The organism is Chryseosolibacter histidinae (genome assembly GCF_018598225.1).
In the GTDB taxonomy this organism is placed as follows: domain Bacteria; phylum Bacteroidota; class Bacteroidia; order Cytophagales; family Cyclobacteriaceae; genus Chryseosolibacter; species Chryseosolibacter histidini.
Genome location: NZ_JAHESF010000010.1, coordinates 77,581 through 102,714, shown reverse-complemented (window position 1 = coordinate 102,714; position 25,134 = coordinate 77,581). Strand labels below are relative to the sequence as shown.

General features: G+C 51.9%; 16 protein-coding genes. 9 read left to right on the top strand and 7 right to left on the bottom strand.

The annotated features are described in order from the left end of the window. Window positions 1-366: 366 nt before the first annotated feature. From KK083_RS12040 to KK083_RS12030, 3 genes are all read left to right on the top strand, one after another. A complete protein-coding gene (locus tag KK083_RS12040; RefSeq protein ID WP_254163484.1) occupies window positions 367-894 on the top strand; it encodes a hypothetical protein in 528 nt (175 codons plus the stop codon). 203 nt (window positions 895-1,097) lie between these two features. Continuing rightward, window positions 1,098-1,799 (top strand): gamma-glutamyl-gamma-aminobutyrate hydrolase family protein, encoded by a 702-nt coding sequence (locus KK083_RS12035; protein WP_254163483.1) that lies wholly within the window; start codon window positions 1,098-1,100, stop codon window positions 1,797-1,799. Window positions 1,800-2,047: 248 nt separating this feature from the next. After that, window positions 2,048-3,433 carry an aldehyde dehydrogenase family protein gene (locus tag KK083_RS12030; RefSeq protein ID WP_254163482.1) on the top strand — a complete coding sequence of 462 codons (1,386 nt, stop codon included), beginning with the start codon at window positions 2,048-2,050 and terminating at the stop codon, window positions 3,431-3,433. 144 nt (window positions 3,434-3,577) lie between these two features. Here KK083_RS12030 and KK083_RS12025 read toward each other — a convergent pair whose 3' ends face one another. Next, window positions 3,578-3,775, bottom strand: coding sequence for a hypothetical protein (locus KK083_RS12025; protein WP_254163481.1), 198 nt, complete (start codon window positions 3,773-3,775; stop codon window positions 3,578-3,580). Between the two features lie 329 nt (window positions 3,776-4,104). Here KK083_RS12025 and KK083_RS12020 point away from each other — a divergent pair, with 329 nt between their 5' ends. Continuing rightward, window positions 4,105-6,141, top strand: a complete 2,037-nt coding sequence (locus tag KK083_RS12020) for a glycoside hydrolase family 127 protein (RefSeq protein ID WP_254163480.1) — start codon at window positions 4,105-4,107, stop codon at window positions 6,139-6,141. A gap of 73 nt (window positions 6,142-6,214) precedes the next feature. Here KK083_RS12020 and KK083_RS12015 read toward each other — a convergent pair whose 3' ends face one another. Further along, window positions 6,215-7,492 carry an acetyl-CoA C-acetyltransferase gene (locus tag KK083_RS12015; protein WP_254163479.1) on the bottom strand — a complete coding sequence of 426 codons (1,278 nt, stop codon included), beginning with the start codon at window positions 7,490-7,492 and terminating at the stop codon, window positions 6,215-6,217. 195 nt (window positions 7,493-7,687) lie between these two features. Between KK083_RS12015 and KK083_RS12010 the strand changes: the two genes are divergently transcribed. After that, a complete protein-coding gene (locus KK083_RS12010; RefSeq protein ID WP_254163478.1) occupies window positions 7,688-8,647 on the top strand; it encodes a sterol desaturase family protein in 960 nt (319 codons plus the stop codon). A gap of 246 nt (window positions 8,648-8,893) precedes the next feature. Here the strand turns inward: KK083_RS12010 and KK083_RS12005 are convergent, their stop codons facing one another. Continuing rightward, window positions 8,894-10,864 carry a glycosyltransferase gene (locus KK083_RS12005; protein WP_254163477.1) on the bottom strand — a complete coding sequence of 657 codons (1,971 nt, stop codon included), beginning with the start codon at window positions 10,862-10,864 and terminating at the stop codon, window positions 8,894-8,896. 516 nt (window positions 10,865-11,380) lie between these two features. On the opposite strand from KK083_RS12005, the gene KK083_RS12000 reads away from it, so the two are divergent. The 4 genes from KK083_RS12000 (at window position 11,381) to lspA (ending at window position 17,349) form a co-directional block, all read left to right on the top strand. Then, window positions 11,381-12,808 (top strand): alpha-L-fucosidase, encoded by a 1,428-nt coding sequence (locus KK083_RS12000; RefSeq protein WP_254163476.1) that lies wholly within the window; start codon window positions 11,381-11,383, stop codon window positions 12,806-12,808. Between the two features lie 283 nt (window positions 12,809-13,091). After that, window positions 13,092-15,905, top strand: coding sequence for a TonB-dependent receptor (locus KK083_RS11995; RefSeq protein WP_254163475.1), 2,814 nt, complete (start codon window positions 13,092-13,094; stop codon window positions 15,903-15,905). A 166-nt stretch (window positions 15,906-16,071) separates the two neighbouring features. Further along, window positions 16,072-16,707, top strand: a complete 636-nt coding sequence (locus KK083_RS11990; protein WP_254163474.1) for a cadmium resistance transporter — start codon at window positions 16,072-16,074, stop codon at window positions 16,705-16,707. A 126-nt stretch (window positions 16,708-16,833) separates the two neighbouring features. Continuing rightward, a complete protein-coding gene (gene lspA / locus KK083_RS11985) occupies window positions 16,834-17,349 on the top strand; it encodes a signal peptidase II (RefSeq protein ID WP_254163473.1) in 516 nt (171 codons plus the stop codon). A gap of 37 nt (window positions 17,350-17,386) precedes the next feature. Here the strand turns inward: lspA and KK083_RS11980 are convergent, their stop codons facing one another. The 4 genes from KK083_RS11980 to KK083_RS11965 form a co-directional block, all read right to left on the bottom strand. Then, window positions 17,387-18,022, bottom strand: a complete 636-nt coding sequence (locus KK083_RS11980; RefSeq protein ID WP_254163472.1) for a LuxR C-terminal-related transcriptional regulator — start codon at window positions 18,020-18,022, stop codon at window positions 17,387-17,389. Window positions 18,023-18,167: 145 nt separating this feature from the next. Further along, the gene (locus KK083_RS11975; RefSeq protein ID WP_254163471.1) at window positions 18,168-18,599 is read right to left on the bottom strand and encodes a hypothetical protein; all 432 of its coding nucleotides are present in this window, start codon (window positions 18,597-18,599) and stop codon (window positions 18,168-18,170) included. A gap of 79 nt (window positions 18,600-18,678) precedes the next feature. After that, a complete protein-coding gene (locus tag KK083_RS11970; RefSeq protein ID WP_254163470.1) occupies window positions 18,679-24,384 on the bottom strand; it encodes an MBG domain-containing protein in 5,706 nt (1,901 codons plus the stop codon). A gap of 297 nt (window positions 24,385-24,681) precedes the next feature. Beyond that, entirely contained in the window at window positions 24,682-24,936 is a 255-nt protein-coding gene (locus KK083_RS11965) for a hypothetical protein (RefSeq protein ID WP_254163469.1), read from the bottom strand. Window positions 24,937-25,134 lie beyond the last annotated feature (198 nt).

Here is a 25,134-nt window from a genome sequence, read left to right as displayed (position 1 = left end):
CGAAGGCCGTCATCCAGAGCGGTGGCACTGTGATGGGCTGTGCGAGCGAAGGATCCCGGAATCTTACTGCATATCTAATTCGGGCACCGCTTCTATGCGCGTGCACCTCCTTACAATGGGATTCCTCGCTCCGCGCAAGCATCCCGCATTCCTCGCTCTGAATGACGGAGACGAATCACGGCTATGGACTATGGACCATGGTCTATGGACTCTTTCCAATCTATATAATTTAAACCAGAAATCACCACGGCTGTGTCTGCCTATTTTTGGAAATGTGTTGAAAGGACGCAACTTTGTGCAACAGATGTCACGTTGTTGCGCAGCGATTTTTTGTACGCGTGTGCCAATCATTTAAATTGTGAGCCTATGTTCGGTTTATTTAAAAGCTCTTCTCCGGGTTTCAAGGTTGTTGATAAGATCTGGATGAGCAAACAAGCCAAGCTGAATGCCTGCGCGGCCATGTTGCAGTCCAATCCTGATTGTCTGTTCATTGCCTGGTTCGAGGAAACTGCCCGGGAACTGCTGCAAGCCATTGGCCACCAGGAAAACAAAGTGATCATGGCGCGTGATGCTGCGGCCTTCAACAGGCAGGGCCGTATGGTGATGTTCGTCGAACATTATCCGTTGCCGACGGTTGAGCAGACCTTGTTTGCAACCCTCAACATGAAAGAGATCCCCGTGCTCACGGCGATGGACGAGCCTTTCTTCGCGCCGTTCAATCCGGAAAACATGATCAGCCTGATGCAGAAGATGGGCATGAAAGAGCATGAAGTGGTCAGCCATTCGATGGTAAGCAAATCCATCCGTCGGGCGCAGGAGGCGATCAGCGAGCGTACCAAGACCGACCATCCGGCAACATCACAAGCGGAATGGTTTTCGCTGAATGTGAGGTAGAAAGCCAGTCCACAGTCGATAGTCCATGGTCCATGGTCCATGGCCGGACAGAGCTGCGTTCCCCTTGGGGCCACATGATACCGAGGCAAGCTTGGTCTTGCCGGTTAAACGTCATGCTATGGACTATTGACCATGGACCATCGACCAGAGAAAACTTTGTACCTTGCACACAATGAAATATTAACCGTTTATTGAACATAGGAATGAAACCCATCACCATCGGCATTACCGATTGCAGCAAATACCCGAATTATGAGCAGTGGATCAGGCAGGAAGCTGATACGGAAGTGATCAGGCTCAGCTACAAGGAGAACAATTTTGCCGACATTGAAAGATGTCAGGGCATTATTCTGAGCGGCGGTGAAGATGTTCACCCGCGCTTCTATAACAAAATGGAATACCTCGAATATTGTGACGAGATCGACGAGCGTCGCGATGAGTTCGAGTGGAAGGTGCTGGAATATACTGAAAGCAAACAGCTTCCGTTGCTGGGCATTTGCCGTGGCCTTCAGATGGCGAACGTGTTCTATGGGGGCACACTCGTTCCCGACATCCCTTCTTTCGGCAGGTTTAACCATTCGCGGTTTGCGGACAAGGATCGTTACCACACGGTGCAGGTAGACGCCAACAGCATGCTGCGAAAAATAGCAGGCTCCGAGATCGGCGAGATCAACAGCGCGCATCACCAGAGCGCTGAGCTCATCGGCAAAGGCCTGGTCTCAAACGCGTTGTCACCCGATGGCATCGTAGAAGGCATCGAACGGAAGAACGGTGCTGGAAAACCTTACCTGCAGCTGGTACAGTGGCACCCGGAGCGGATGACGGATTTAGGGAATCCGTTTTCGAAGAATATTAAGCTCAGTTTCCTGGAAGCAGTAAGAGAAGGAGTAAGGAGTAAGGAGTAAGGAGTAAGGGATAGAAGCCAGGAGCCAGAAGTCAGGAGTCAGAAGCGGTGGAGTAAGGATTCGGGGCGAGCGGCGACAACGTGCGGCGGGTTGTGCGAGCGAAGGATACGATTGCTCGAACCAATGTTGAAGAGGCACCGTAATAGACTAACACCGTAACCAACCGGTAACTGGCAACCGGCAACTTTAAACTCCAAACTTTAAACTTGAAACTTTAAACTTTAAACTTTAAACTTCAAACTTCAAACTTGAAATTTAACCTCCCAGACATGCAGATCATCAACCCCGCTACAGAAGAGATCATCAAAGACATCGCAGAAGACACCAAAGAAAGTGTTGGTGACAAGTTCCGGTTGCTGAAGGCTGCGCAGGCCGGATGGCATAGCGTACCGTTGCAGCAGCGTGTTCAGGTGTTGAAGAACTTTTCTTCGTTGCTGGAGCAGCACATCGAGGCGCTGGCGTCGGTGCTGACATCGGAGGTAGGCAAGCCGTTGCAGCAGTCGCGTAATGAAGTGAACGGCGCGCGGGCCCGCATCAAATGGCTTACCGAGAATGCAGAAAAATACCTGTCTGAAGAAACGATGACCGTTGACAAAGGCCTGGAAGAGAAAATTGCATACGAGCCGCTGGGCGTTGTTTGTAATATCTCCGCCTGGAACTATCCTTACCTGGTGGGAGTCAACGTTTTTGTACCGGCGTTGCTGGCGGGAAATGCGGTGATGTACAAACCTTCTGAATACGCCACCCTCACCGGGCTGGAGATCGAAAAGTTACTGAAGCAGGCGGGCGTGCCCCGCGATGTTTTTCACGTTGCCATCGGTGGCCGGAACACCGGTGAGTACCTGCTCGATCTTCCCTTTGATGGTTATTTCTTTACTGGCTCGTATAAGACAGGAAAATATATTTACGAAAGAGTGGCGCCGAAAATGGTTCCCTGCCAGTGCGAGCTTGGCGGCAAAGATCCGCTGTATGTGGCCGACGATGTTGCAGATATCAAGTCCGTTGCAGCCGCCACCGCCGATGGCGCCTTTTACAACAACGGGCAGAGCTGCTGCGCCGTTGAACGCATCTATGTACATGAGAAGGTCTATGACCGCTACGTCGATGAATTTGTGAAGGAGGTAAGCACCTGGAAGAAGGGATCCCCCACGGAGCAAGGCGTGTACATCGGTCCACTGACCCGCAAAGACCAGCTCGTGGTGCTCGATAACCAGATCACAGAGGCCACGCAGAAAGGCGCCACCGTGATAGCAGGCGGCAACCGTATCAGCGGAAAAGGTTATTATTTCGAGCCCACGGTGGTCATCAATGCGAACCACAACATGAGCGTGATGCGTGAAGAATCTTTCGGTCCGGTGATCGGCATCATGAAAGTAAAAGATGACGACGAAGCCGTCACCCTGATGAACGATACGGACTATGGATTGACCGCTTCCGTCTATAGCAGCAGCCAGGACCGCGCAAAAAATATCCTGAGACAAGTGAATTCGGGAACGGGTTACTGGAATTGTTGCGACCGCGTGAGCGCCGCCGTTCCCTGGAGCGGAAGAAAACACTCCGGCTTCGGCTCAACCCTCTCGCACGCAGGCCTCCGCGCCTTCACCAAACCGAAGGCGTACCAGTTAAGAGGTTGAATCGGTTACCGGTTGCCAGTTGCCGGATGGCCAGCACGCATCCGTCAAATCATTAGTGGTGACATAAAGTTTCTGCTTACTTCATTACACTGAAAGTTGTCACAACACTGTTCTAACCGGTAACCGGAGACCGGCAACTGGCAACTACTTCTTCGTCGTATGGATCACTATCCTTGAAAGATACTTATCCAGGTCCGCGTAATTGACCAGCGATATCCTATCGATCTGGCGTGTATTGATGTTATAATAGATCTCTATAAAATTCGAATTCAAAGCGTATAAGTGGATCCAGTAGTCGTAAAACTCTATGGACTCCAAATATTTTCCGAACTCAGCGATCAAAAGGGCTTTATCTGTAAGCGGTAATTCGTTAAATCTGACTTGGTGTTGCATGGCTCAATAAGAACCTGATTTTTACCCTTCTATCACGGTCCTTCCCACCTTAAATTAAATTTTCGTGCCAGCCATCTGCAGGGATGAAGGATTTTTGATTTTTCCGAAGACCTGCAATTATGCCCGGAGAAAGTAAGATTTTAATGGTCAATGCTCAGTTAGTAAATGTGCAATTGGAGGATACCTGTATCCATAACCGGACGTTGCGAAGAACCTGCATTTTAATTTGCACATTTGTACATCGATCATTGACAATTCTTGCCTAAAATGCCCTTATTATGAAACCCAATATCGCGGAAACATGGAAACACCTATTCTACCTGTGTTCACTGTTGTCTGCTGCAACCGTGCAGGCACAACACCGTGATTATCCCATTCAAGCTGTTCCTTTCACGAATGTAAAGCTCAACGACGGTTTTTGGATGCCACGCATCAGGATCAACCATACGGTAACCATCCCGGCGTCATTTGAGCGGTGCGAGAGCACGGGCCGCGTTAAGAACTTTGAAATGGCCGCCGCCAGAAGTGGTAAATTCTGCACCGTTTATCCTTTTGATGATACCGATATCTACAAGACCATTGAAGGTGCTTCTTTTTCGCTGAGCCTGTATCCGGACAAGGCGCTGGAATCTTATATCGATACACTCATCATCAAGATCAGCAACGCGCAGGAACCGGATGGATATCTCTATACGGCCCGCACCATCAACCCGGCGGAGCCACATCGCTGGGCTGGCAAGGAGCGCTGGGAGAAAGAGCGCGAGCTCAGCCATGAGCTTTACAATTCAGGGCACCTCTACGAAGCCGCTGCCGCTCATTACCAGGCAACCGGTAAACGTTCACTGCTTGACATCGCCCTGAAAAATGCGGACCTCGTCTGTGCTGTGTTCGGTCCTGACAAGAAGCATGTTGCCCCCGGGCATGAAGTGATCGAAATGGGGCTGGTGAAATTATACCGCATCACGGGCGCGCAGAAATACCTCGAAACCGCTAAGTACTTTATAGATGAACGTGGCCATTACAGCGGGTATGATGCCACCAGCAAAGACCCGTGGAAAAACGGCGCTTACTGGCAGGATCACAAGCCCGTGGTAGCGCAGGACGAAGCCATTGGCCACGCCGTTCGCGCTGGTTACCTCTACGCCGCCATGGCCGATGTAGCCGCGCTCACAGGCGACGCTGCCTACCTGAAAGCCATTGACGGCATCTGGGACAACGTGGTATCAAAGAAGATCTATGTGCAGGGTGGCATCGGCGCCATAGGAGACGGTGAACGTTTTGGCGACAATTATCAGCTTCCCAATGCCACGGCCTACAACGAGACCTGCGCCGCCATTGCCAACGTTTATTGGAACTACCGCATGTTCATGCTGCACGGTCATTCCCGTTACATGGATATCCTGGAGCGATCGTTGTACAACGGACTGATCTCCGGCGTGGGACTGGATGGAAAATCGTTCTTCTATACCAATGCCATGGAGATCACAAAAGGCGAGGGGCACAAAGACCGTGAGGTGGAGCGCTCAGGCTGGTTCCCGTGTTCGTGCTGTCCCACCAATGTAACCAGGTTGATCCCTTCTATAGGAGGATATGTTTATGGGAAAAAGGACAACGACCTGTTCGTGAATTTATTCATCAGCAGTAACGCCACGCTGCAGATCAACAAAAGAGACGTATCCATCATCCAGGAAAACAATTATCCGTGGAATGGGAACCTGCTCTTTCGCATCGATCCGTCAGCCGCTACACCATTCGCACTGAAGCTGCGCATCCCTGGCTGGGCAGCCAACGAAGCCGTGCCTTCTGATCTTTACCGGTTTGCTGCCCCGCTTCAGAAAAAAGTGGAAGTGAAAGTGAATGGAAAAGCAGTAGCCTATACCGTTAATAACGGTTACGCCACCATCAGCCGTACCTGGAAAAAAGGCGACGTGGTAGAGATGGTGCTGCCCATGGAAGTAAGGAAGATTGTGGCCAATCCTGAAGTGAAAGACGACCTTGGCAGAATGGCCCTGCAACGCGGCCCTCTGGTATACTGCGCCGAGTGGCCCGACAACAACGGCATGGTGAGCAACATCATCGTGCCTGCCGATGCCAGCTTCACCACCGAAGCACGACCCGATCTGCTGAACGGCATCACCATCCTGAAGACAGAAGCTTCCGCAGTGATCATCGACAGCGCTTCGAACACCGTCTCCACGCAACGCCAGCCCTTTACCGCCATTCCCTATTATGCCTGGGCTCACCGTGGAAAAGGAGAGATGATGATCTGGCTACCGACGTCTGTCAAGCAGGTCACGCTAATATCGAGGGAATAGAGTAATCGGTAAGTGGTAATCGGTAATCGGCAGTTCGGTACTTGATCACCGATTACTGGTTACTGTTTACCGATCACCTTTCCAATATCGCCACCACACCCATCCCACCTCCGGTACAGATAGAGATCAGGCCGCGGCCACTTCCTTTCTGGTGCAGCAGCTTGGCCAGGGTGGCAACTGTACGCGCGCCGGTGGCACCGAAGGGATGACCCAGCGCCAGGCTTCCACCCTTTACATTCATCTTGCTGCGGTCGATCGCACCGAGCGCCTTTTCCAGGCCCAACACTTTGCGGCAGTATTCCGCGCTCTCCCATGCTTTCAGCGTGCTCAATACCTGGCCGGCAAACGCTTCGTGGATCTCATAAAAATCGAAATCCTGTAACGTAAGATTGTGTCGGCGCAGCATGCGTGCAACGGCAATGGTAGGGGCCATCAGCAGCCCTGCGCCCTGCACATAGTCAACCGCCGCGGCTTCTGCATCTTTGAAATAAGCTTGCACGGGCAGGTTGTTTTGCCGGGCAAATTCTTCGGAGCCCAGCAGTACGGCGCTTGCCCCATCCGTAAAGGCGGTGCTGTTACCGGCGGTCATGGTGCCAGCTTCACTTTTATCGAACACAGGTTTCAGCTTTGCCAGCTTCTCAAGGGTGGTATCGCCACGCACGATGGTGTCGCGGGTGGCATTTTTGAAGGGCGTCACAAGGTCGTTGTAAAAACCTTCCTGGTAAGCCCTGGCTGCCTTCACGTGGCTTTCGTAGGCAAGCTGGTCCTGCTCTTGCCGCGAGATCTTCCACTCCTTCACCATCCGTTCGGTGTGCTGGCCCATAGACAGTCCGGTGCGTGGTTCCACGATGCCGGGGTATGCAGGCTTCAGATCGGAGGGACGGATGCGCAGGATCTTCGACAACCGCTCGCCGAAACTTTTGGCGTTGTTGATGTCGATGAGCTTCCAGGCCAGCGCACGTTGCACCATGATGGGCAGGTCGCTGTTGGTATCGCTGCCGCCGGCGATGCCACTGTCGATCTGGCCCACGGCGATCTTCAGGGCAATGAGGTTCACCGTTTCCAGGCTGGTACCGCAGGCGCGCTGTACGTTGAATGCCGGTGTATGCGCATCGAGGCCGCTGCCCTGTACAACCTCCCGCGCAAGGTTCCATTCGATGGAGCTTGTCATCACCGCACCCAGGGAAACGTCTCCCAGCATGCGCCCTTCGAGGTTGCATTTTTTAACAAGGCCCCGCAGGGTAGCGATGAGCATCTCCTGGTTGGTGGTACGGGAATATTCCCGGAACGATCTTACAAAAGGAATGCGCTGACCACCGATAATGGCAACACGCCTGGACTGATTTTGCATGACAGATCTTTTTAATCTGACAAGTTAATTGTTTCGCCTAATATGCAAAAGACGGTTCCGGATACCGGCAGTACGGTGGGAGGGAATCATTTTTTAAAGATCATAGCTTAATGCCCGAGACCTTGGATTGTTCCGGAGCCTCTGCTCTGCCATCTCCCGCGTCGTAAAGCTGTTTCTTAACCCTTTATACACTAAATGAACCTTTTTGGAGCTGATCCCATACCCTTACACACCATCCAAGATGTGGAGCAAAGTATACCCAATATCATTCTTTGGGCCGCACCGGCCATGTTCCTGTTTGTGCTGATCGAGTACCTGATCGCTTATAGCCAAAGCAGGAAATACTATGAAAAAAAAGAAACGATCGGCTCCATCCTCGTGGGACTGGGGAACGTCACCATCGGCGTTCTGATCAAGACCTTACTGCTGTACGTGTTTATCGTCATTTACAATCTCATACCCTGGCGTATGGAATTCTACTGGTGGACATTTGTACCCTGTTACATCATCTTTGATTTCTGCAGTTATTGGGCACACAATGTTTCGCATCGCCTTCGCTTTTTCTGGGCTACGCATGTGGCACACCATTCAGGAGAGCATTATAACCTGACGGTTTCCTTCAGGCTCAGCTGGGTCCAGTATATCAAGATGATCTTTTTTCTGCCTGTTGCCTTTATAGGTTTTCATCCCATCATCATTTTTATTACAAACCAGATCGCCGTGCTGTTCCAGTTCTGGGTACACACGGAATACATCCGCAAGATGCCCCGGTTCATCGAATACATCTTCGCCACGCCGTCCAATCACCGCGTGCACCATGGCTGCCAGGAAAAATATATCAATAAAAATTACGGCGCCACCTTCATCATATGGGACCGTATCTTCAAAACGTATCAGCCCGAAGAAGAGCAGGCAGTATACGGCATCACACACAACATCGACCACAAACATGACCCCGTTCATATCAACTTCCATGAATATGCCGATATGATCAGGGATGTGAGAACAGCAACGAGCTTGAGGGAAAAGCTTTTCTTCATTTTCGGAAACCCGTCGAGCATTGCACGTTTCAAAGCAGAGAGAAATGCAGTTCACGCAAAGGGCGCAAAGAAGCGCAAAGCACGCGAAGACTCGCTTCGAAGCCCGTCATCCTGAGCGACGCCAGTGTGATGGCATGTGAGAGCGGATCGTTACTGCGTACTTATTCGAGCGCTTGGCACTTTGTTATGCACGCTGTTAAATGGGGATCCTTCATTCGCGCTCCCGATAGCTGTCGGGACTTACGCTCAAACCACCATTCATGATGACGGTGAAATTTAAAATCTTTGCGACCTTTGCGTGCATTTTCTTTGCGTTCTTTGCGTGAACCTGCATTGGGTATTTGACCGACAACCGGAACGGTTATTCAGACAGAGGATCGGGTAATACCGGGATATCGGGCTTTCCAACCTTGCGCTGCGCTTCCGGCGGGGCTGGCGACTGTGTTCCAGGTTTTACCCAGCAGTTCTTTTCAAAATCCCATACCCTTACCACTTTGGCAGGATTTCCCACCGCGACACTGTACGGAGGGATATCGGTGGTGACCAGGGCATTGGCTCCCACGCGGCAATAACGGCCCAGCACAAGAGGCTCGCCATTTTTTTTGCCCATGATCACTGTTCCCGTACCGATAAAAGCATCTTCTTCCAGGATCACCGGGGCACGCCAGGCCGGTTGGTGATGGTGCGGCGAGAGCACATCGCTTCCATGGTGCATGCCGAGGATGCGCACATACTGCGACAGTCCCACATGCTTGTGCAGTGTTACCGGTCCGATGATGATACATCCGATGCCCGTATGCACTTCGTCGTGGATGATCACATCGCCCATGCCATTGTTGATCACAACACCCTGCTCTACACGGGAGTACTTACCTAGTTTATACTTATTGAAGGGCGAAAGGTCGAGCCGCGAGCCCCAGCTCACACCACGGCGGAAATATTTCGGGAAAATGAGCCACAACCAGACGTACCACTTCACCCGCGATCCGTTGGGCTTGCGTCTGAAGATGAGCGACAGCACGAGCTTCTTCAGGCGCGGATTGTTCTTGATGCGTTCTTTTAATGAACGTGCGTTGCCGGTCTTTCCACCAGGCTGTGGAGGTGCTGCGGCTTTTTGTTGTAGCTCCTGGCTGATCAGGTTACTGAAATCTTTCGCCCGGTTCTCCCACGTGTGCTGCGAAGCGGTGGTGATGCGTGCCTGGATCTTTTCTTCGGAGTCGGTAGCGTAGGTCATGAGTACAGCTTTTGCAAAGTCCTGTGGTGAGTCTGCAACCTGGATCACTTCTTTCAGGTCACCGAGCACATCAGGGTTAAAGTTTGTGGAGACCACGGGTTTTCCCGCGGCCAGGTATTCGTAAAGCTTCAGTGGATAAATGCCTTTGCCGGCTTCATCGCACCGGAAGGGAATGATGGCCACGTCGAAACGTTTGACCACGGAAGGAGCCTCGTCGTGTGTGAATGCGCCGGTGAAGTGAACACGCGGGTCGTCCATGAACTCGCGGGGTACATATTGTTTTTCAACGGGGCCTGCCAGCACCAGTCGCCAGTCGTGAAGAATATCGAGCACCTGACGTAGCAACGTGAAGTCTGTACGCCGCTCGATATTGCCAAAAAATCCCATCACTTTTCCCTGCACGCCGGCAAGCTTCGGATGCAGTGGAACGGTCGATGCCTGCGCGAACAGCTTGAAGTTGGCGGCGTTGGGCACGAGAAAACTTTTTGAAAATCCCTGATCGCGGAAACGCTGCTGAAGCGCCGGGGCCGTAGAAATGATCAGGTCGGCCTTCCGCGCGGCCTGCGCCTGGAGGTAAGGTCCATGCCGCAGTGTAAAACCTTTTACCATGGGATCGATGCAATGGTAAACATTCAGCTCCTTGTTTGGCGATAGAAAAGCGTGCAGCTTCTGAAAATAAAAGTTGAACGAGTTGACATAGATCACACTGCTCACCGCTTGAGCCTTCAGCACACGATTGGCCCTTTTGACAACGAGGCGGTGATTCCATGCCGAGAAAAAGTTGTAGAGTCTGCCTTTGGGAAGAAAATTGACGGGCCACACAAAAGGCGGAAGGATCACCGTCACCCCATCTTTCACAAAACTGCTGCTTTCAGAAGAATAAGCTTTCAACCGTTTCTTCACAGCGGGCTCCCGGAAGCGGGTAAGCAGGTCCATAAACGTATACGGATGGTCCATAAAGAACACCCGGTTGCCGCCCGCCAGCTGAACGGCGATCTGCCAGGGAGTGGAAGTGTACTTTGCATCGTGCCGGGGCAGGGAAAGAAAAAACAGGACTTTATTCCGAAGCACCGCGGATTCGTTAGTGAGATCAGCCATAAGTAGTTTATCCTGACCCGGAGGTAAAATTTTTATACCCGCTTTTAATGTAGTAATCAGTAAATGGTGATCGGTAATCGGTGGGCGTAATCAGTAAAATCGGTTAAGAATGCCAGTGTGCTGGTACACAGGAAATTGCGCACAGAAGGGTGGGAAGGAAGCGATGGATTAAAGCGCCATCAGCTCCTGGATGACGACGATCGCCACCAGAATGCCAACAAACACCAGGGCAACCCTGATCTGGACCTGAACCTCGGATTTGAGCTTTTTATAACTGATCATGGCGGTAAAACTACAATGAAAGCGGCTGAACGGAAATGGTACTTTTTTACCAAAATGAATGGTAGAATGTTACTAAAGACGGTGATCGGTGACCGGTAATCGGTAATCAGTAATCAATGATCAGTAACCCGATTACCTGATTACCGAATACTGATTACAGATTTGATGAGCGGTTTAGGGATTCAGGCGTCATCTTACGTCTGGTACATAAACAACAAAGAAAAATCAGCACAGATGAAAAAAGTCTTACTAACCGCACTGATCATTTCGCTCGTCACGAGCGTACTTCTTGCACAGACCGATAACCGTGATGAGCGGATGGCATGGTGGCGGGAGGCCCGTTTTGGCATGTTTATTCACTGGGGTGTTTATGCCGTGCCTGCCGGAACCCACAATGGTCAGGCGATCGGCCGCATTGGCGAATGGATCATGAACCGTGGAAAGATCCCCGTAGCTGATTACAGGGCCTATGCGAAACAATTCAATCCTGTGAAGTACGACGCCGATGCCTGGGTAAGGATGGCCAAGGACGCCGGCATGAAATACATCGTGATCACCGCGAAACACCACGATGGCTTTGCGCTGTTCGATTCAAAAGTGACTGATTGGGATATGGTGGATGCCACACCCTACGGCAAAGACCTGATCAAACCGCTGGCAGAAGCCTGCCGGAAGCACGGCATCAAGCTCGGACTGTACTATTCACATGCGCAGGATTGGGGGAACCCCGGTGGTGCCGTCGCCAGAAAGCTCACCAAAGAAGGTTGGGCCAACCCTGACTCCGCCCGCATCGATGCCTATACGGCTGCCAACAGCGGACACTGGGATCCGGTGCAAACCACCAAGACCATGTCGCAGTACATTGACGACATCGCTGTGCCCCAGGTAAAAGAGATCCTCACCAACTATGGAGATATCGCTGTGCTGTGGTGGGATACACCTACCGGCATGACGGACGAATATGCCGAGAAGCTCAATGCCCAGCTCGCCCTGCAGCCGAAGATCATCACCAACGATCGCCTGAAGCGCCCGAATTTTCCCGGCGATTACAAAACACCGGAACAAAGAATTCCCAAGCTCGATGAGCTCGACGGCAAAGACTGGGAAACCTGCATGACCATGAACGGCACCTGGGGTTACAAAAGCTACGACAACAATTGGAAAAGCACGGAGACCATGGTACGCAACCTGATCGATATTGCTTCCAAGGGAGGTAACTACCTGTTGAACGTAGGCCCGAAAGCCACCGGTGAATTCCCGGAACAAAGCATCAAAGCGCTGAAAGAGATCGGTGCGTGGATGAAAGTAAATGGCGAGGCGATCTATGGAAGCAAGTCGAGCCCGCTTCAGCCCCTCAGTTGGGGACGTTGCACCCGCAAAGAGAAGAACGGAAACACAACACTTTATCTCTCTGTTTTTGAATGGCCCGCTGACGGAAAATTGGTCGTGCCTGGCCTGAAAAACAAGGTGTTATCTGCCAGGTTGCTGGCGGGTGGCAAGTCATTGAAAACAAACGTCGATGATCAGGGTGTTATCATCGAAGCTGGAAACAAATCTGTCGATCCCATCGCCACCGTGATCAAGCTCGAAGTGAAAGGTCCCGTAGCGAGCGCAGCTTTCAGCGGTGAAAAGAAAGCCATGGAAGCCGGCGAAGTACATTAATTGGTTGCCAGTTGCCAGTTACCAGTTTAGTGAGGTGGTAATGACAAGGCCTGTGCTTTGCTCATCAGTTCGGAGTACCGAACTTTGAAGTAACACTGCACTAAACTGGCAACTGGTAACCGGTAACTGGCAACTTTTCTCCCTTCAAATTTCCCTCAACATTGTTCCTTAATTTGCACGCGTTGTTAAATCCTCTGGTCCTCTCCATTAGCCGATGACACGATAAAGCTCAGATCATAGAGGAGATTAACAGATATTTGTAACAGATTACGGATCATACCTGATGTTTGAAGAGATGCCTGGCCTTACGACTAAATCCCTGCTGCTGATCATTGTCCTGATGGCGATTGGTTATGCCTCGTCGGCGCAAACCTTCAGCGTGTCCGGTACCATGATCGACAGCACTGCCAGGGAACCGCTACCGGGTGTTGCCGTAGTGCTCAGGTCTGTACGCGACACCACACAGTGGAAAGGCACGTTGACAGACATCGATGGAAATTTCAGATTCGAAAATGTTGCCCCCGGTGGCTACCGGCTGAAAGCAACCTACATCGGATATACCACCAGGCAAAGATTCATCAGGGTGAGAGGGGAGAATATCGAGATCGGTCCGCTCATGATCTCGCAGTCGGCCGTGGCGCTGAAAGCTGTGGAGGTAACCGATACGCAGATCCGCGTGCAGCAGAAAGGTGACACCCTTCAATACAATGCCAATGCATTCAAAACAAGTCGCGATGGCAACGTGGAAGACCTCATCACCAAAATGCCGGGCATCACAGTAGACGGCAGCGGTGTAAAGGCCCAGGGCGAGAACGTTCAGCAGATCCTCGTTGATGGCAAACCCTTCTTTGGCGACGATCCGAACATCACACTCAAGAACCTGCCCGCCGAAGTGATCGACAAGATCGAAGTGTTCGACCGCCTGAGTGAGCAGGCCCAGTTCACCGGGTTCGACGACGGGCAAACCCGCAAGACCATCAACATCGTTACCAAGAAAGGTGTGAGCAGGGGAGACTTCGGGAAAATTTACGCGGGCGCGGGAGAGAACGGACGATACATCGCTGGCGGAAACATGAACGCCTTCAAAGGTGCGCGCAAGCTTTCCGCGATCGGTCTCACCAACAATATCAATCAACAGAATTTCAGCAATGAAGACCTGCTGGGCATCTCCGGCAACAGCACCTCGTCAGGGGGAGGCCGCGGTGGTCGTGGCGGAGGCCGGACCAATGGTGGCGGGAATAATAATAACAATAGCAGCAATTTTCAGGTGGGTCAGCAGAGCGGGATCTCGACAACGCATGCCATGGGCCTCAACTACAGCAACGAGTGGAAGAAGGTGGAGCTCTCAGGCAGTTATTTCTTCAACAAGGCAGACAACGACAGAAGAACATCGCTGGAGCGAACTTTCATTGCCCAGCGCGACAGTGGCCTGGTTTATACCGAGCGCAACAGGGCCACCAGCACCAATTTCAATCACCGCCTGAACCTCCGCCTTGAATACGAGATCGACTCGGCAAATTCATTGGTGGTCACGCCGGCATTCAGCCAGCAGCGCAACCGGTCGCAGTCTAACCTGGGCGGCGATTACCTGACCAGCGAAACGCAGGAGCGCCACCTCGACAATGGCAACTATGGTTATAACACGGGTTACAACTTTTCGAATAACGTGCTGTTCAGACACCGTTTTAAAAAACGAGGCCGCTCAGCGTCCATCAATGCAACGGTAACCCTGAACGACCGTGATGCCGACTCCGGTCTCCGCTCGGTCGACGACGATTTTCTCAACGACACCACGGTGCGCATCGATCAGCACGCCGATCAGATCACCTCCAGCGACACGTATTCTTCCAATGTTGCCTTTACGGAGCCTATCGGCAAGTCGGGCCAGTTCCAGGTCAACTATACACTCTCGCTCACCAAAAGCAGCACCAGCAAACAAACATTCGACATCAACCCCGAAACAGGCGCCAACCTCACCCTCGATACGCTGCTGACCAACGTGTTCGAGAATACTTATCTCTCCAACCGCGGCGGTGCCAGCTACCGCTACAACAAGAAGCGGTTCAATTTCATGACCGGGTTGAATTTTCAATACGCCGACCTGGCCAGCACCCAGGATTTTCCGCAGCCCTTCGAGCTTCAGCGCTCGTTCGAGAACCTGTTACCCCAGGCCATGCTCAATTACAAGTTTTCGCAAGGCGCGAACCTGCGCTTCAATTACCGCACTGCCACCAATGCGCCTACCGTATCGCAGCTTCAGAACGTGGTCAACAACCGGAACCCGTTATTCCTGCGAAGTGGTAACAGCAACCTGAAACAGGATTATCAGCACACTTTCACATTGCGTTATGGAAGAACCAACTTCAAGACCGCGTCGAGCTTTAATGTGTTCCTGTTCGCCAACTATGTAAAGGATTATATCGGCAACGCTACCTTCCGCGCCGAGAAAGATACTACGGTAAATGGTGTCAGGCTCAGCCAGCGCGGCACACAGCTGACGTATCCCATCAACGTGCCTGAGAACTGGAACGCCAGAACGTTCATTACTTTCGGTGTGCCGATGTCGGCCATCAAATCGAACCTGAACCTGAACACGGGATTCAATTACAACCGTACGCCGGCGCTCATCAACGGCAGGACCAATCTTGCGCACAACTATTCCCTCAGCGAAGGCATTGTGCTGGGTAGTAACCACGAGGCGATCGATTTCACCGTCTCTTACACGGCCAACTATGTGATCGTCAAGAACACGCTGCAAACCAGCTCCGATAACAATTATTTCACACACCTCACATCGCTGCGGCTTACATGGCAACCCTGGAAGGGAATCGTTTTTAATTCCAACCTGGTGAACACCGTCTATACCGGCCTCGGTGAAGAATTCAACCAGAGCATCTGGTTCTGGAACGCGGCCATCGGCTACAAGCTGCTCAAAGACAAATCGCTCGACATCCGCATCAGTGGCTTCGACCTCCTGAATCAGAACCGCAGCATCAACCGCGACGTGACCGAAACCTACATCGAAGACAGTCAGACCAACGCCCTCACACGCTACTACATGCTCATGATCACCTACGATCTGCGCAAGTTCAAATAGAGATATGAGACTTGAGTCCCGATAGCTATCGGGATGAGATTTGAGACTCGGGTTGCATTATCTCATGTCTCATCCCCGAAACTATTTTCATACTGAGTTTCAGCGTGAAATCCGTACCTTGTTCCCTCAAATCCTGTTTATCCTGTAAATCATTTAATCCTGGTCGATGACTGAAACCGTGCTTACGGCGTTTATCGCATTCGTTTCTACCAATATCGATGATATTTTTATCCTGATGACCCTGTTCACCCAGGTGCCGCATTCGCTGGAGCGGCGAAGCATTGTTGCCGGACAGTACATGGGCATCATCGCGCTGATCTTATTGAGCATCGCCGGAGCGCTCATCGGTATCGTGGTGCCCCTGCCATACATCGGGCTTCTCGGGTTGTTCCCCATTTACCTCGGCGTAGCCAAGATCGTCAGTCACGTGAAGAATAAGGCAGATGATGACGAAGGCAATGCCCTAACAATAAAAAAACGCAAGGGAGGACTGCTGAGCAACATGATCGGCCAGGAAGCATTCGGCATTGCGGCCATCACCATCGCCAATGGTGGTGACAATATCGGTATCTATGTTCCGCTTTTCGCGAAAGCATCGCTGCCCGAGTTGGGCATCACCACCCTGATCTTCCTGGCGCTGGTGTATGTCTGGCTCGCCATTGCGGCGTATGCCACCAGCCATCCCGTGGTAACGGACAGGTTGAAAAAATATAACCATATTCTCTTTCCGGCGGTGCTGATCGGGCTTGGGGTCTACATTATCATTGATAGCGGTACTTATCGATTTGTAACACAGCTGTGAATCGCGAGCCTCGAGCCTCGAGCTTTGAGACGGTATCCCCCTCGCAGCCGTGGCTAGCAGCTTGCACCTGTCTACCGATGTTCTTGAACAAAAAATTACTATCTTGGTTAACCAATAGCCGCCAATATGAATGTAAAAGGGATCTTCAGGATTTTGCTGGTATTTGCATTACTGAGCATGAATGTCGGATGTGATCAGATCTCGAAAAAGATCGTCAGGGCGCGGGTCGCGGATGACGAGCGCATCGGTTTGCTAAACCATTACGTGACCCTGACCAGGATCGAGAACAAAGGCGCTTTTTTAAGCCTTGGATCTTCGTTGTCGCCGGCGCTGCAGGTAACGCTGCTCACTTTTTTACCACTTGCCGTGCTCGTCCTGGCGCTGGTGTACGTGCTCACACGCAAGGAACTTTCTTCCCTTTCGCTCACCGGTATCTGCTTCGTTGTAGGAGGTGGCATCGGTAATATCTACGACCGGATCGTTTATGGCTCCGTAACGGATTTTTTACATATCAATTTTGTGATCTTCCAGACCGGCATCTTCAATATGGCCGACGTTTCGATCATGACCGGCATGCTCTTCGTTTTGTTGGATGCGTATTTAAAAGATATGAAACGCAGCAGGAGCAGCCTCGGGTCCTAAGCTTCGAGCTGTTAGTCGGTAGCCCCGTAACCAGAAGTTAATAACTCGTAACTACTCTTTCCCTGAGCGCTTTCACCACGGCTTCTGATTTCGAATGGACCTCGAGCTTGTCATAAATATTTCTGATGTGCGAGCGAACCGTATCGAGCGCGATGTTCAGACTGAAGGAAATGGCTTTGTAGGTTTGTCCGTTCACCATCAGCTGCAGGATCTCCGTTTCGCGCCGGGTAAGCGTGCTGCTCAGCACAACAGGACCGCCCCCGGGAGGTAGCGCTTTTACAATGTGTTTTACCAGCGCAGGACTGATGGGCACACCACCTTCACAGGCATCGCGTATGAAATCGATGAGTCGTGGCAGCGTGGTCTTCCGTACCAGGAGATAACCCGCTGCTCCCAGTGCCAGGCATTGCAAAACAACCGCGGGGTCTTCCGTTTCCGTGAGCACGATCACCCTGGCTGTGGGTGCATGTTTCCTCATCTGCACGAGCATATCAATTCCATTTCCAAGCGCGATGTCGAGCAGTACCAGGTTGGGTTGTGTCAGATGAACCTGCGCTTCCAGCTCCACCGATTTGTGACAGGCACCGGCAACTTTGAAACCTGCAGTATTATCGATAAAGAATGACAGCACATGCTTGTAATGGTCAGGCTGGCAAAGGAACACTCGGGTCATTTTGGAAGAGTTAAATTGGTTGCCAGTTGCCGGTTACCGGATAGCCGGTTTCGTGAGGTGTTGAAATCACTTTTCGGTTTCTGTTCAAGTAGAATTGAAACACAATTGTGATATCCGAAGCTCATCCGAAACCGGCAACCGGTAACTATTTTGTCATCATAAAAGCATACCGTCCGCTAACACTGTTCGATCTGCCGGCAGGGGCGGTGTATTGAAGCTCCAGCAAGACGGTAGTTGAGGTGAGCGATTTTACACTAACCAGCACGTTGTCATCACGACGGATGTTGAATAAACCATTGTCTCCTGCTTCCAGTGTGAATGAACCACCGGCAGGCCAGAGGGGAGGCGCGGGGTTGATCACGGCGTAGTTCTTGCCTGTGGAGAAGGTGATCGTCATTCCCTTGAAAGCATTCGTAACGTCTTTCTGGTCTACCGTAACCTGTCCTGCAATAAGGGTCCACGCGCCGTTGAGGTCTTTCAGAAAAACTTCTTCTTTGGATTGGGGTTCATCGTCGCAGCCAACCAGGGTACCAATGGCCAGCACCGCGATCATGAGCATCATTCTATAGATCTTCATACTTTGTCATGTTTTTGAGAGAAAATACCCGTTCGAAATCTTGCACGTGATCTCTCCCGGGTATTCAGCTCAGGTTAATTTATCTTTTTACAATACGTTGCGTAGTGATCACACGGGCGCCCAGGTTCACCTGCACCACGTACACCCCTGAAGGCAGGGAGCTCACGTCGATGTTGTGTGTGAACGCATCTGCCTCGCGAACGGTCACGTTCATGTTTCTTCCGTGAAGATCCGTCACACGAACAACGCTGCCGCTGGCGGCCACTTTCGTTTCTACCACCAGCAGGTCGGTAGCCGGGTTGGGGTAGGCGCTGGCACTTCTGTCGGGCGTGAACTCGGCTTCCGTGATCAGTCTTACCACAAGCTTTTGGTTTACCGCTTCCGCCGATGCGTATACGTCGTTACCAGTCTGCGCTGCGGTGATGATCGCTTCACCTTCGCCTACGATCGTTACAACATCACCGTTGATGGTGGCCACAGCAGTGTTGCTGCTGGTGTACGATACAGGCAACCCTGACGATGTTTTTGCATCGAGCCTGAAGCTTTCTTCACCCAATGTTTTTTCCATCAGTGCATCAAAAACGATCTGCTGCACGCCCTTCGCAATGACGAGGGTACGGTTTACCTGCGGCGCGGCATTGTAGATATCGTTTCCTTCCTGCGAAGCGGTGATGACCACGGTGCCCGGCTTTTTGACGACCACCACATTGCCATCGATGGTGGCCACCGTGTTGTCGCTGCTGGTGAAGCTTACACCCAGGTTTGAGCTTGCGCTTGCGTTCAGCACAACGTTGCCCTGATCGAACGTTCTTTGTGCGAAGGTGGCAAACGTGATCACCTGGCTAAGCTTCTCGTTCACTGCAAAAGTTCTGATCACATCCGCTGCAGCTTTATGGTTCTGATCGCCGGCCTGACTGGCTTTTACGGTAACCGTTCCGGCCTTGCCCGTAAGACTGATCTTGTTTCCTTCAACAAGCACCGCTGGGCCTGCCACTGTATACGTTATTGCAAGGCCTGACGAAGCGCTGGCACCGATCTCGAAATCCTTATCATTCACATTCTTGCTGCCGATGGCAGGGAAGATGATGTGCTGGTCTGCCTTTTCAATGGTCAGTATGCCGTTGCTATAGCTCACGAAGTCGTAGTTCGGATCGCTGCCGCCAGACAGAACGATCGGGTAGGTTCCGACATCTGAACGCTCATCGACTTCAGTAGAAACGTCAGGCTTCACCTTCAGATCTTCGACAACGTCCCCATTCCTGAAGCCTTCATAGGTGAGCAAGAACACGGGATTCGCATCTCCATATTTCCGGCTTGCATCAGCGACCTTCACCGATAGCGGCGCCTGGGTTACAGTAAGTGTACCTGATACATAAGTGATCTGGTAATTCAGTGCTGCGGCACCAGCAGATTGTATGGCGTAGCTTCCGGCATCGCTTTCTACGGTAGCAGTTGTTGTTGCCACGGGCAGTGCTGTGAGATCTGCTTTTGAGTCATTAAGTCTGAATCCTTCATAGGTAAAGGTGAAGGCCGGGTTGGAGTCGCCGTACGTACGTGTTTTGTTTTCAGCCGTGATCGTCAGGGGAGCTTTCGCCACCGTGAGCGTACCGTCTGCATAGGAGATCTGGTAGTTGTTATCGCTGGCGCCAGCCAACTTGATGGGATAGTTGCCTGCAGGTGATGAGGCTATTGCATCCAGCAAAGTGTAAGGCTGGCTATCGATGACGCTGTTGTCGTCTCCATTTTTGAAACCGCTGAAGGACCAGGTGAGGGGAGGATTGTTCTCTCCGTAAAGGCGCGTCTTGTTATGGGCCGTGACGGTAAGCGGTGCCTTGCCGATCTCGAGTGTGGCCTGGAGCGACGCAGCGGCGTAATTCGCATCTTCGGCAACATTGACCTGCAGCGTTACCGTGCCTGCCTTGAGGATCGTGACCGTGTTGTTGCTGATGGTGACCTCACCGGTAACGCTGAACGCCGAATACGTGATGGCGCCAGTTGAGTTGGCGCTGGCATTCAGGTTGAACGGTACATCACCGTAAGTTTTGGTGAGGTTGCCGAAGTTGGTAATAGAAGCCACAGGTTTGTTGCTGATGGTCAGGGTGCCTGTCACCATCGGGGCAGCATAGTTGATGTTGCTCAACCTTGCTTCAACAGTATAGGTGCCAACGTTTACCGGTGTTACAGTGGAGGCGCCCTGTTTGTAAGTGATGGATACACCAGACAGGCCTGCGGGCTCGGTGCTCACCGTAGCTGCCTTGGCCTGGCCGTCATAGGTGTGGCTGAGGTTACTGAGCGAGAGTGTGGCGTCTGCCTGGGTGATGGTGAGGGTGCCATTCTGATAGGTGAGCGCATAGTTGTCGGAAGCAGCGCCACTGGACGTAATGGGATAGGTTGTACCCGCATTGCTCGTTACCGTTGCTGTTGTTGCGGCGGAAGGAAATGTGGTCAATGCCGCCAGCGCATTTTCGCCATTCACGAGACCCGTGAAGGTGAAAGAATAAGAAGCAGGGTTTGCCACACCATATTTTCTCGAAACGTCGTCGGCTTTGATGGTCAGGGGCGCTTTGTTGATGGTGAGCAACGCGGTAGCCGTTCCCTGGTAATTGGCATCGTTCACCGTAGCGGTAATGTTGTACTGGCCCGCTTTGGTCGGAGTAGCCGATACACCTCCCTGGCGGTATTCGAAGGAAACCGTTCTTCCGGCAGGTGTGGTGGTAGCAGTTGCGGCTTTTACGGTGCCGTTGTAAGTGTGCGTGAGGTTGCCGATGCTGATCGTTGCCGTGGCCTTGTTGATCACCAGTGTGCCGGTGGCGGATCCCTGGTAGTTGTTGTCAGTCACCGTAGCCGTTACGTCGTAACTTCCGGCGTTCGCGGGATAGGAAATGAGTGTTCCATTCTGGCGATACTCGATCACTACAGTTTTTCCTGAAGGAGTGGTGCTGTAGGTTGCGTATTTGACCGAACCATCATACGTATGGGTGAGGCTGCTCAGGTTAACGGCGGCCGTGCCTTTGCTGACGATGAGCATTCCTGTAGTCGTTCCCTGGTAGTTGTCGTCACTCACAGTAGCCGTTACGTCGTAGCTTCCGGCGTTCACGGGATTGGCAATGAGTGTTCCACCCTGGCGATACTCGATCGCTACAGCTTTTCCCGAAGGAGTTGTGATGTAGGTTGCTGATTTGGCTGCGCCGTCATATACGTGCGTCAGGCTGCCCAGCGTGATACCAGCTGCGGCCTTGTTGATGGTCAGGACAATGGTCTTCGAGGTCGCAACATGGTTTGCGCTTTCTGCCACGCTGGCTTTTAGAAAGACAGAGCCTGCCTTTACGATCGTTACAGTGTTGCCCGAAAGCGTAACGTCGCCGGTGCCGCCACTCTCTTCACTATAGGTAATAGCCCCGGTGGAATTAGTGGTGGCGTTGAGCGTAAATGGACCTTCGCCGTAGGTTTTGGAGAAGTCGTTAAAGTTGTTGATCACGGGCGTCAGCTTACCGGAGACCGTAAGCACGTCAGAGGCTGTTGGTGCCGTGTAATTTGTGTTGTTCAGGGTTGCTACCACGTTATACTGGCCGATAGCCTGCGCATAGCTGGAATAAACGCCGTCCTTGACATAACTTACGCTGACACCTTGCAATCCCGCGGGACTGGTTGTGACCGTGGCGTATTTCGGTGTGTTATCGTAATAATGCTGGAGGTCGCTGAGGGTGAGCTGGGCAGTACCCTTGTTGATGGTCAGCTGGACATCCTTGTAAGCTGCCTTATAATTGGCGTCTTCCGCAACACTCGCCCTGAGGAACACATCACCGGCCTGCGTCAGCGTAACCGTGTTCCCGTTCAGCGTTACGGATCCTGTGCCTCCCACCACCACACTGTAGGTGATGGCGCCTGTGGAGTTGGAGGTGGCATTCAGCGCGAACGGAGCTTCACCGAAGGTATGGGTGAAGTTGGAGAAATTGATCTGGGGAGCCGACTTCGCCTGCAGCACCTGCAACCGGTGGTTCATCTGGTCTGCAACGTAGATCTGGTTCTCGTACAAAAAGATCCCGGAAGGATTGTTGAATTCTCCATCACCAAAACCGAAAGTGCCGAACTTCCGGATGAAAACACCTTCACTGGTCAGCAGCTGGATCCTGTTATTGCTGTTTTCCACAACGTAGATATTCCCGCTGGCATCCACGGCCACATCCTGGATGCGATCAAACTGGCCGTTGCCGGAGCCTTGTCCCGCGCCCGTAATGGTCTTGAGCCAGTTGCCGTTGCCATCGAATACCTGGATCCGGTAGTCTTCTGCTACATAGATCTTGCCCGATGCGTCAGCACCGATACCGTTGGGTGTGGTGAACTGGCCATTGCCTGTTCCTTGCGTACCGAAGTTGCGCACAGGGATCCCTGTGGCGGCATTAAATACCTGAACGCGGTAGTTTCCTCTGTCAAGCACATAAAGGAGATTGTCAGATCCTGATTTCACCACTACAAGATCGCCAGGTGTATTGAGCTGGCCCGGACCTGAACCTGAGGCTCCTATTTCATATTGAAAACCGCCAATGCTGTTGTATACGCGGATCTTGTTGTCGACCGGATTTGTAGCGTATACTTTGTTAGACTCGTCCACTGCGATGCCCTCCACGGCGTAACCTTCACCGAACTTGGATTCGTAGGCGTTGCCGAACGTAACGTTGAAGATCTGGATGCGCTTGTTCTTTTTATCCGCCGCATAGAGAAAGCTGTTAAGCCTCGCCATGTTCTGCGGATAATACAGCCTGCCGTTAGCGGTTGTGTTCTGGCTGAATTTGCTGCTGAACGTGGGAAGTCCTGTGCCGCCCCCGAGGAAAGTAGAGATCGTACCGTTCACCGGGTCACACGCCCTGAAGCCATAGGTAACAGTTGCCAGATCCGAGATCGCGTTGAACTGGCCGTCGCCGGTACCTGCCGATCCTACGATGCCCAAGAAGGCGCCAGCAGTTGAAAAAGCCTGGATCCGTTTGTTACCGGAGTCGGCAACAAAGAATTGCATCACGCCGCTGCTCGTGGTCACGGTGCGGATACTGGTAGGGTTGTTGAACTGCCCGTCACCGGTGCCTGCCGTTCCGAACTGGCCCAGGTAAGCACCGTTATAGTCAAAATACTGCACCCTGTTGTTGCCTGCGTCGGCAACGTAAATGCGCAGCTGGAATGATACATCGGCTGAAAACACACCGACCGGGTTGTTGAGCTGACCATTCCCCGAGCCATACGTGCCAAATTTGCGTATAAACGTGCCGTTGGAGTTGAACAGCTGTATGCGGGCGTTACCCTGGTCAACCACGATCACCTGGTTGTAGCTGTCAACAAAGATCCCTTTTGGGGTGTTGAATTGGCCGTCGCCGGAGCCTTCTGAACCGAATGCGTACAGGAAGGAGCCGCTGCTGGCGCTAAAGACCTGTACGCGATGATTGCCGGAGTCAACCACATAGATCTTGGAATTTGCCACGGCAATGCCGGAAGGGGTCCGGAATTTTCCATCTTCTGTTCCATATCCGCCAATGGACACGGCCACCTGTCCACCGCTGGTATACCCGATGACCCTGTGTGCCTGCTCATCGATTACATAAACACCATTATCTCCGAAAGAGGCCACAGGCCTGTTGATAATTCCATTGGAGTATCCGATGACCTGCTCAAACACCTGCGCCTGTACTCTGCAGATACTCAGGCAACAGAATAACAAAAACAAATACCTGGTCTTTCCTACCAGGGGCACAATCAGCGATCGGCTGTGTTTAACACTGCTCATAAGATCCATCATACATCGTTTGGGGGTTATTAATAGATAGCAATTATTCGATACACAAAAATTATCAGGGGACGCGACGGTCCGTTTCATCATTGATCTGGTGTTGCAAAATTGGTTGTAGCTGAATTCTCCGAATGTGTCAGATCACGACATTCTTACAGGCCATTGCGCCAATACGCAGGTATAACCTTTTATGGTTTGGGTGCCGAAGACGGTTGAAAGTGAAGTGCTTGCTCATATCTTGTTTGTAGCTCTGCACAAAATTGGGCGAACCTGTTGGCCTGAACAGACGTAAAACGGATTATCCACCTACGCAAACCGGATTATCTGGCGTTGCACCTGTTTTATTGCAGTGCAATCGCCCGTTCCGACCGCCACCCATACATGGTCGCCACTCACGGCAATACCAATAGCGCTTTGAAGGTCTGTGAAAGCATTGGTCCAGGAGCTGCCGTTGTTACTTCCTGATGCATTCGCCTCACATAGTACGTACTTTGCGCTCGCGGAAAAAGCCAGCAACAAAGCGGTAACCCACATTCCGCAAAGCCTGTAAAATTGTATCATAGATGATAAAGGGTTAATTTGTTCAATCCGTAGTCTATACGGAAGAGCACGGCCGGGAGACCGCCGAAAAAGGGCCGTTTTGGCGGATTGGGCTTTCGGCTTGATAAGTGCAGGCTGTAAGGAATAAGTGATGGGTTGAAAGTCCACGGTCGACAGTCCACCGACGTGTAGTGTGGGTTTTCAGAGGTGGGTTATTGA

Bases quoted from the DNA above. Each gene is read 5' to 3' on its own strand.
- KK083_RS12040 (WP_254163484.1), top strand. From the start codon at position 367: ATGTTCGGTTTATTTAAAAGCTCTTCTCCGGGTTTCAAGGTTGTTGAT.
- KK083_RS12035 (WP_254163483.1), top strand. From the start codon at position 1,098: ATGAAACCCATCACCATCGGCATTACCGATTGCAGCAAATACCCGAAT.
- KK083_RS12020 (WP_254163480.1), top strand. From the start codon at position 4,105: ATGAAACCCAATATCGCGGAAACATGGAAACACCTATTCTACCTGTGT.
- KK083_RS12015 (WP_254163479.1), bottom strand. From the start codon at position 7,492: ATGCAAAATCAGTCCAGGCGTGTTGCCATTATCGGTGGTCAGCGCATT.
- KK083_RS12010 (WP_254163478.1), top strand. From the start codon at position 7,688: ATGAACCTTTTTGGAGCTGATCCCATACCCTTACACACCATCCAAGAT.
- KK083_RS12005 (WP_254163477.1), bottom strand. From the start codon at position 10,864: ATGGCTGATCTCACTAACGAATCCGCGGTGCTTCGGAATAAAGTCCTG.
- KK083_RS12000 (WP_254163476.1), top strand. From the start codon at position 11,381: ATGAAAAAAGTCTTACTAACCGCACTGATCATTTCGCTCGTCACGAGC.
- KK083_RS11995 (WP_254163475.1), top strand. From the start codon at position 13,092: ATGTTTGAAGAGATGCCTGGCCTTACGACTAAATCCCTGCTGCTGATC.
- KK083_RS11990 (WP_254163474.1), top strand. From the start codon at position 16,072: ATGACTGAAACCGTGCTTACGGCGTTTATCGCATTCGTTTCTACCAAT.
- lspA (WP_254163473.1), top strand. From the start codon at position 16,834: ATGAATGTAAAAGGGATCTTCAGGATTTTGCTGGTATTTGCATTACTG.
- KK083_RS11980 (WP_254163472.1), bottom strand. From the start codon at position 18,022: ATGACCCGAGTGTTCCTTTGCCAGCCTGACCATTACAAGCATGTGCTG.
- KK083_RS11975 (WP_254163471.1), bottom strand. From the start codon at position 18,599: ATGAAGATCTATAGAATGATGCTCATGATCGCGGTGCTGGCCATTGGT.
- KK083_RS11970 (WP_254163470.1), bottom strand. From the start codon at position 24,384: ATGATGGATCTTATGAGCAGTGTTAAACACAGCCGATCGCTGATTGTG.
- KK083_RS11965 (WP_254163469.1), bottom strand. From the start codon at position 24,936: ATGATACAATTTTACAGGCTTTGCGGAATGTGGGTTACCGCTTTGTTG.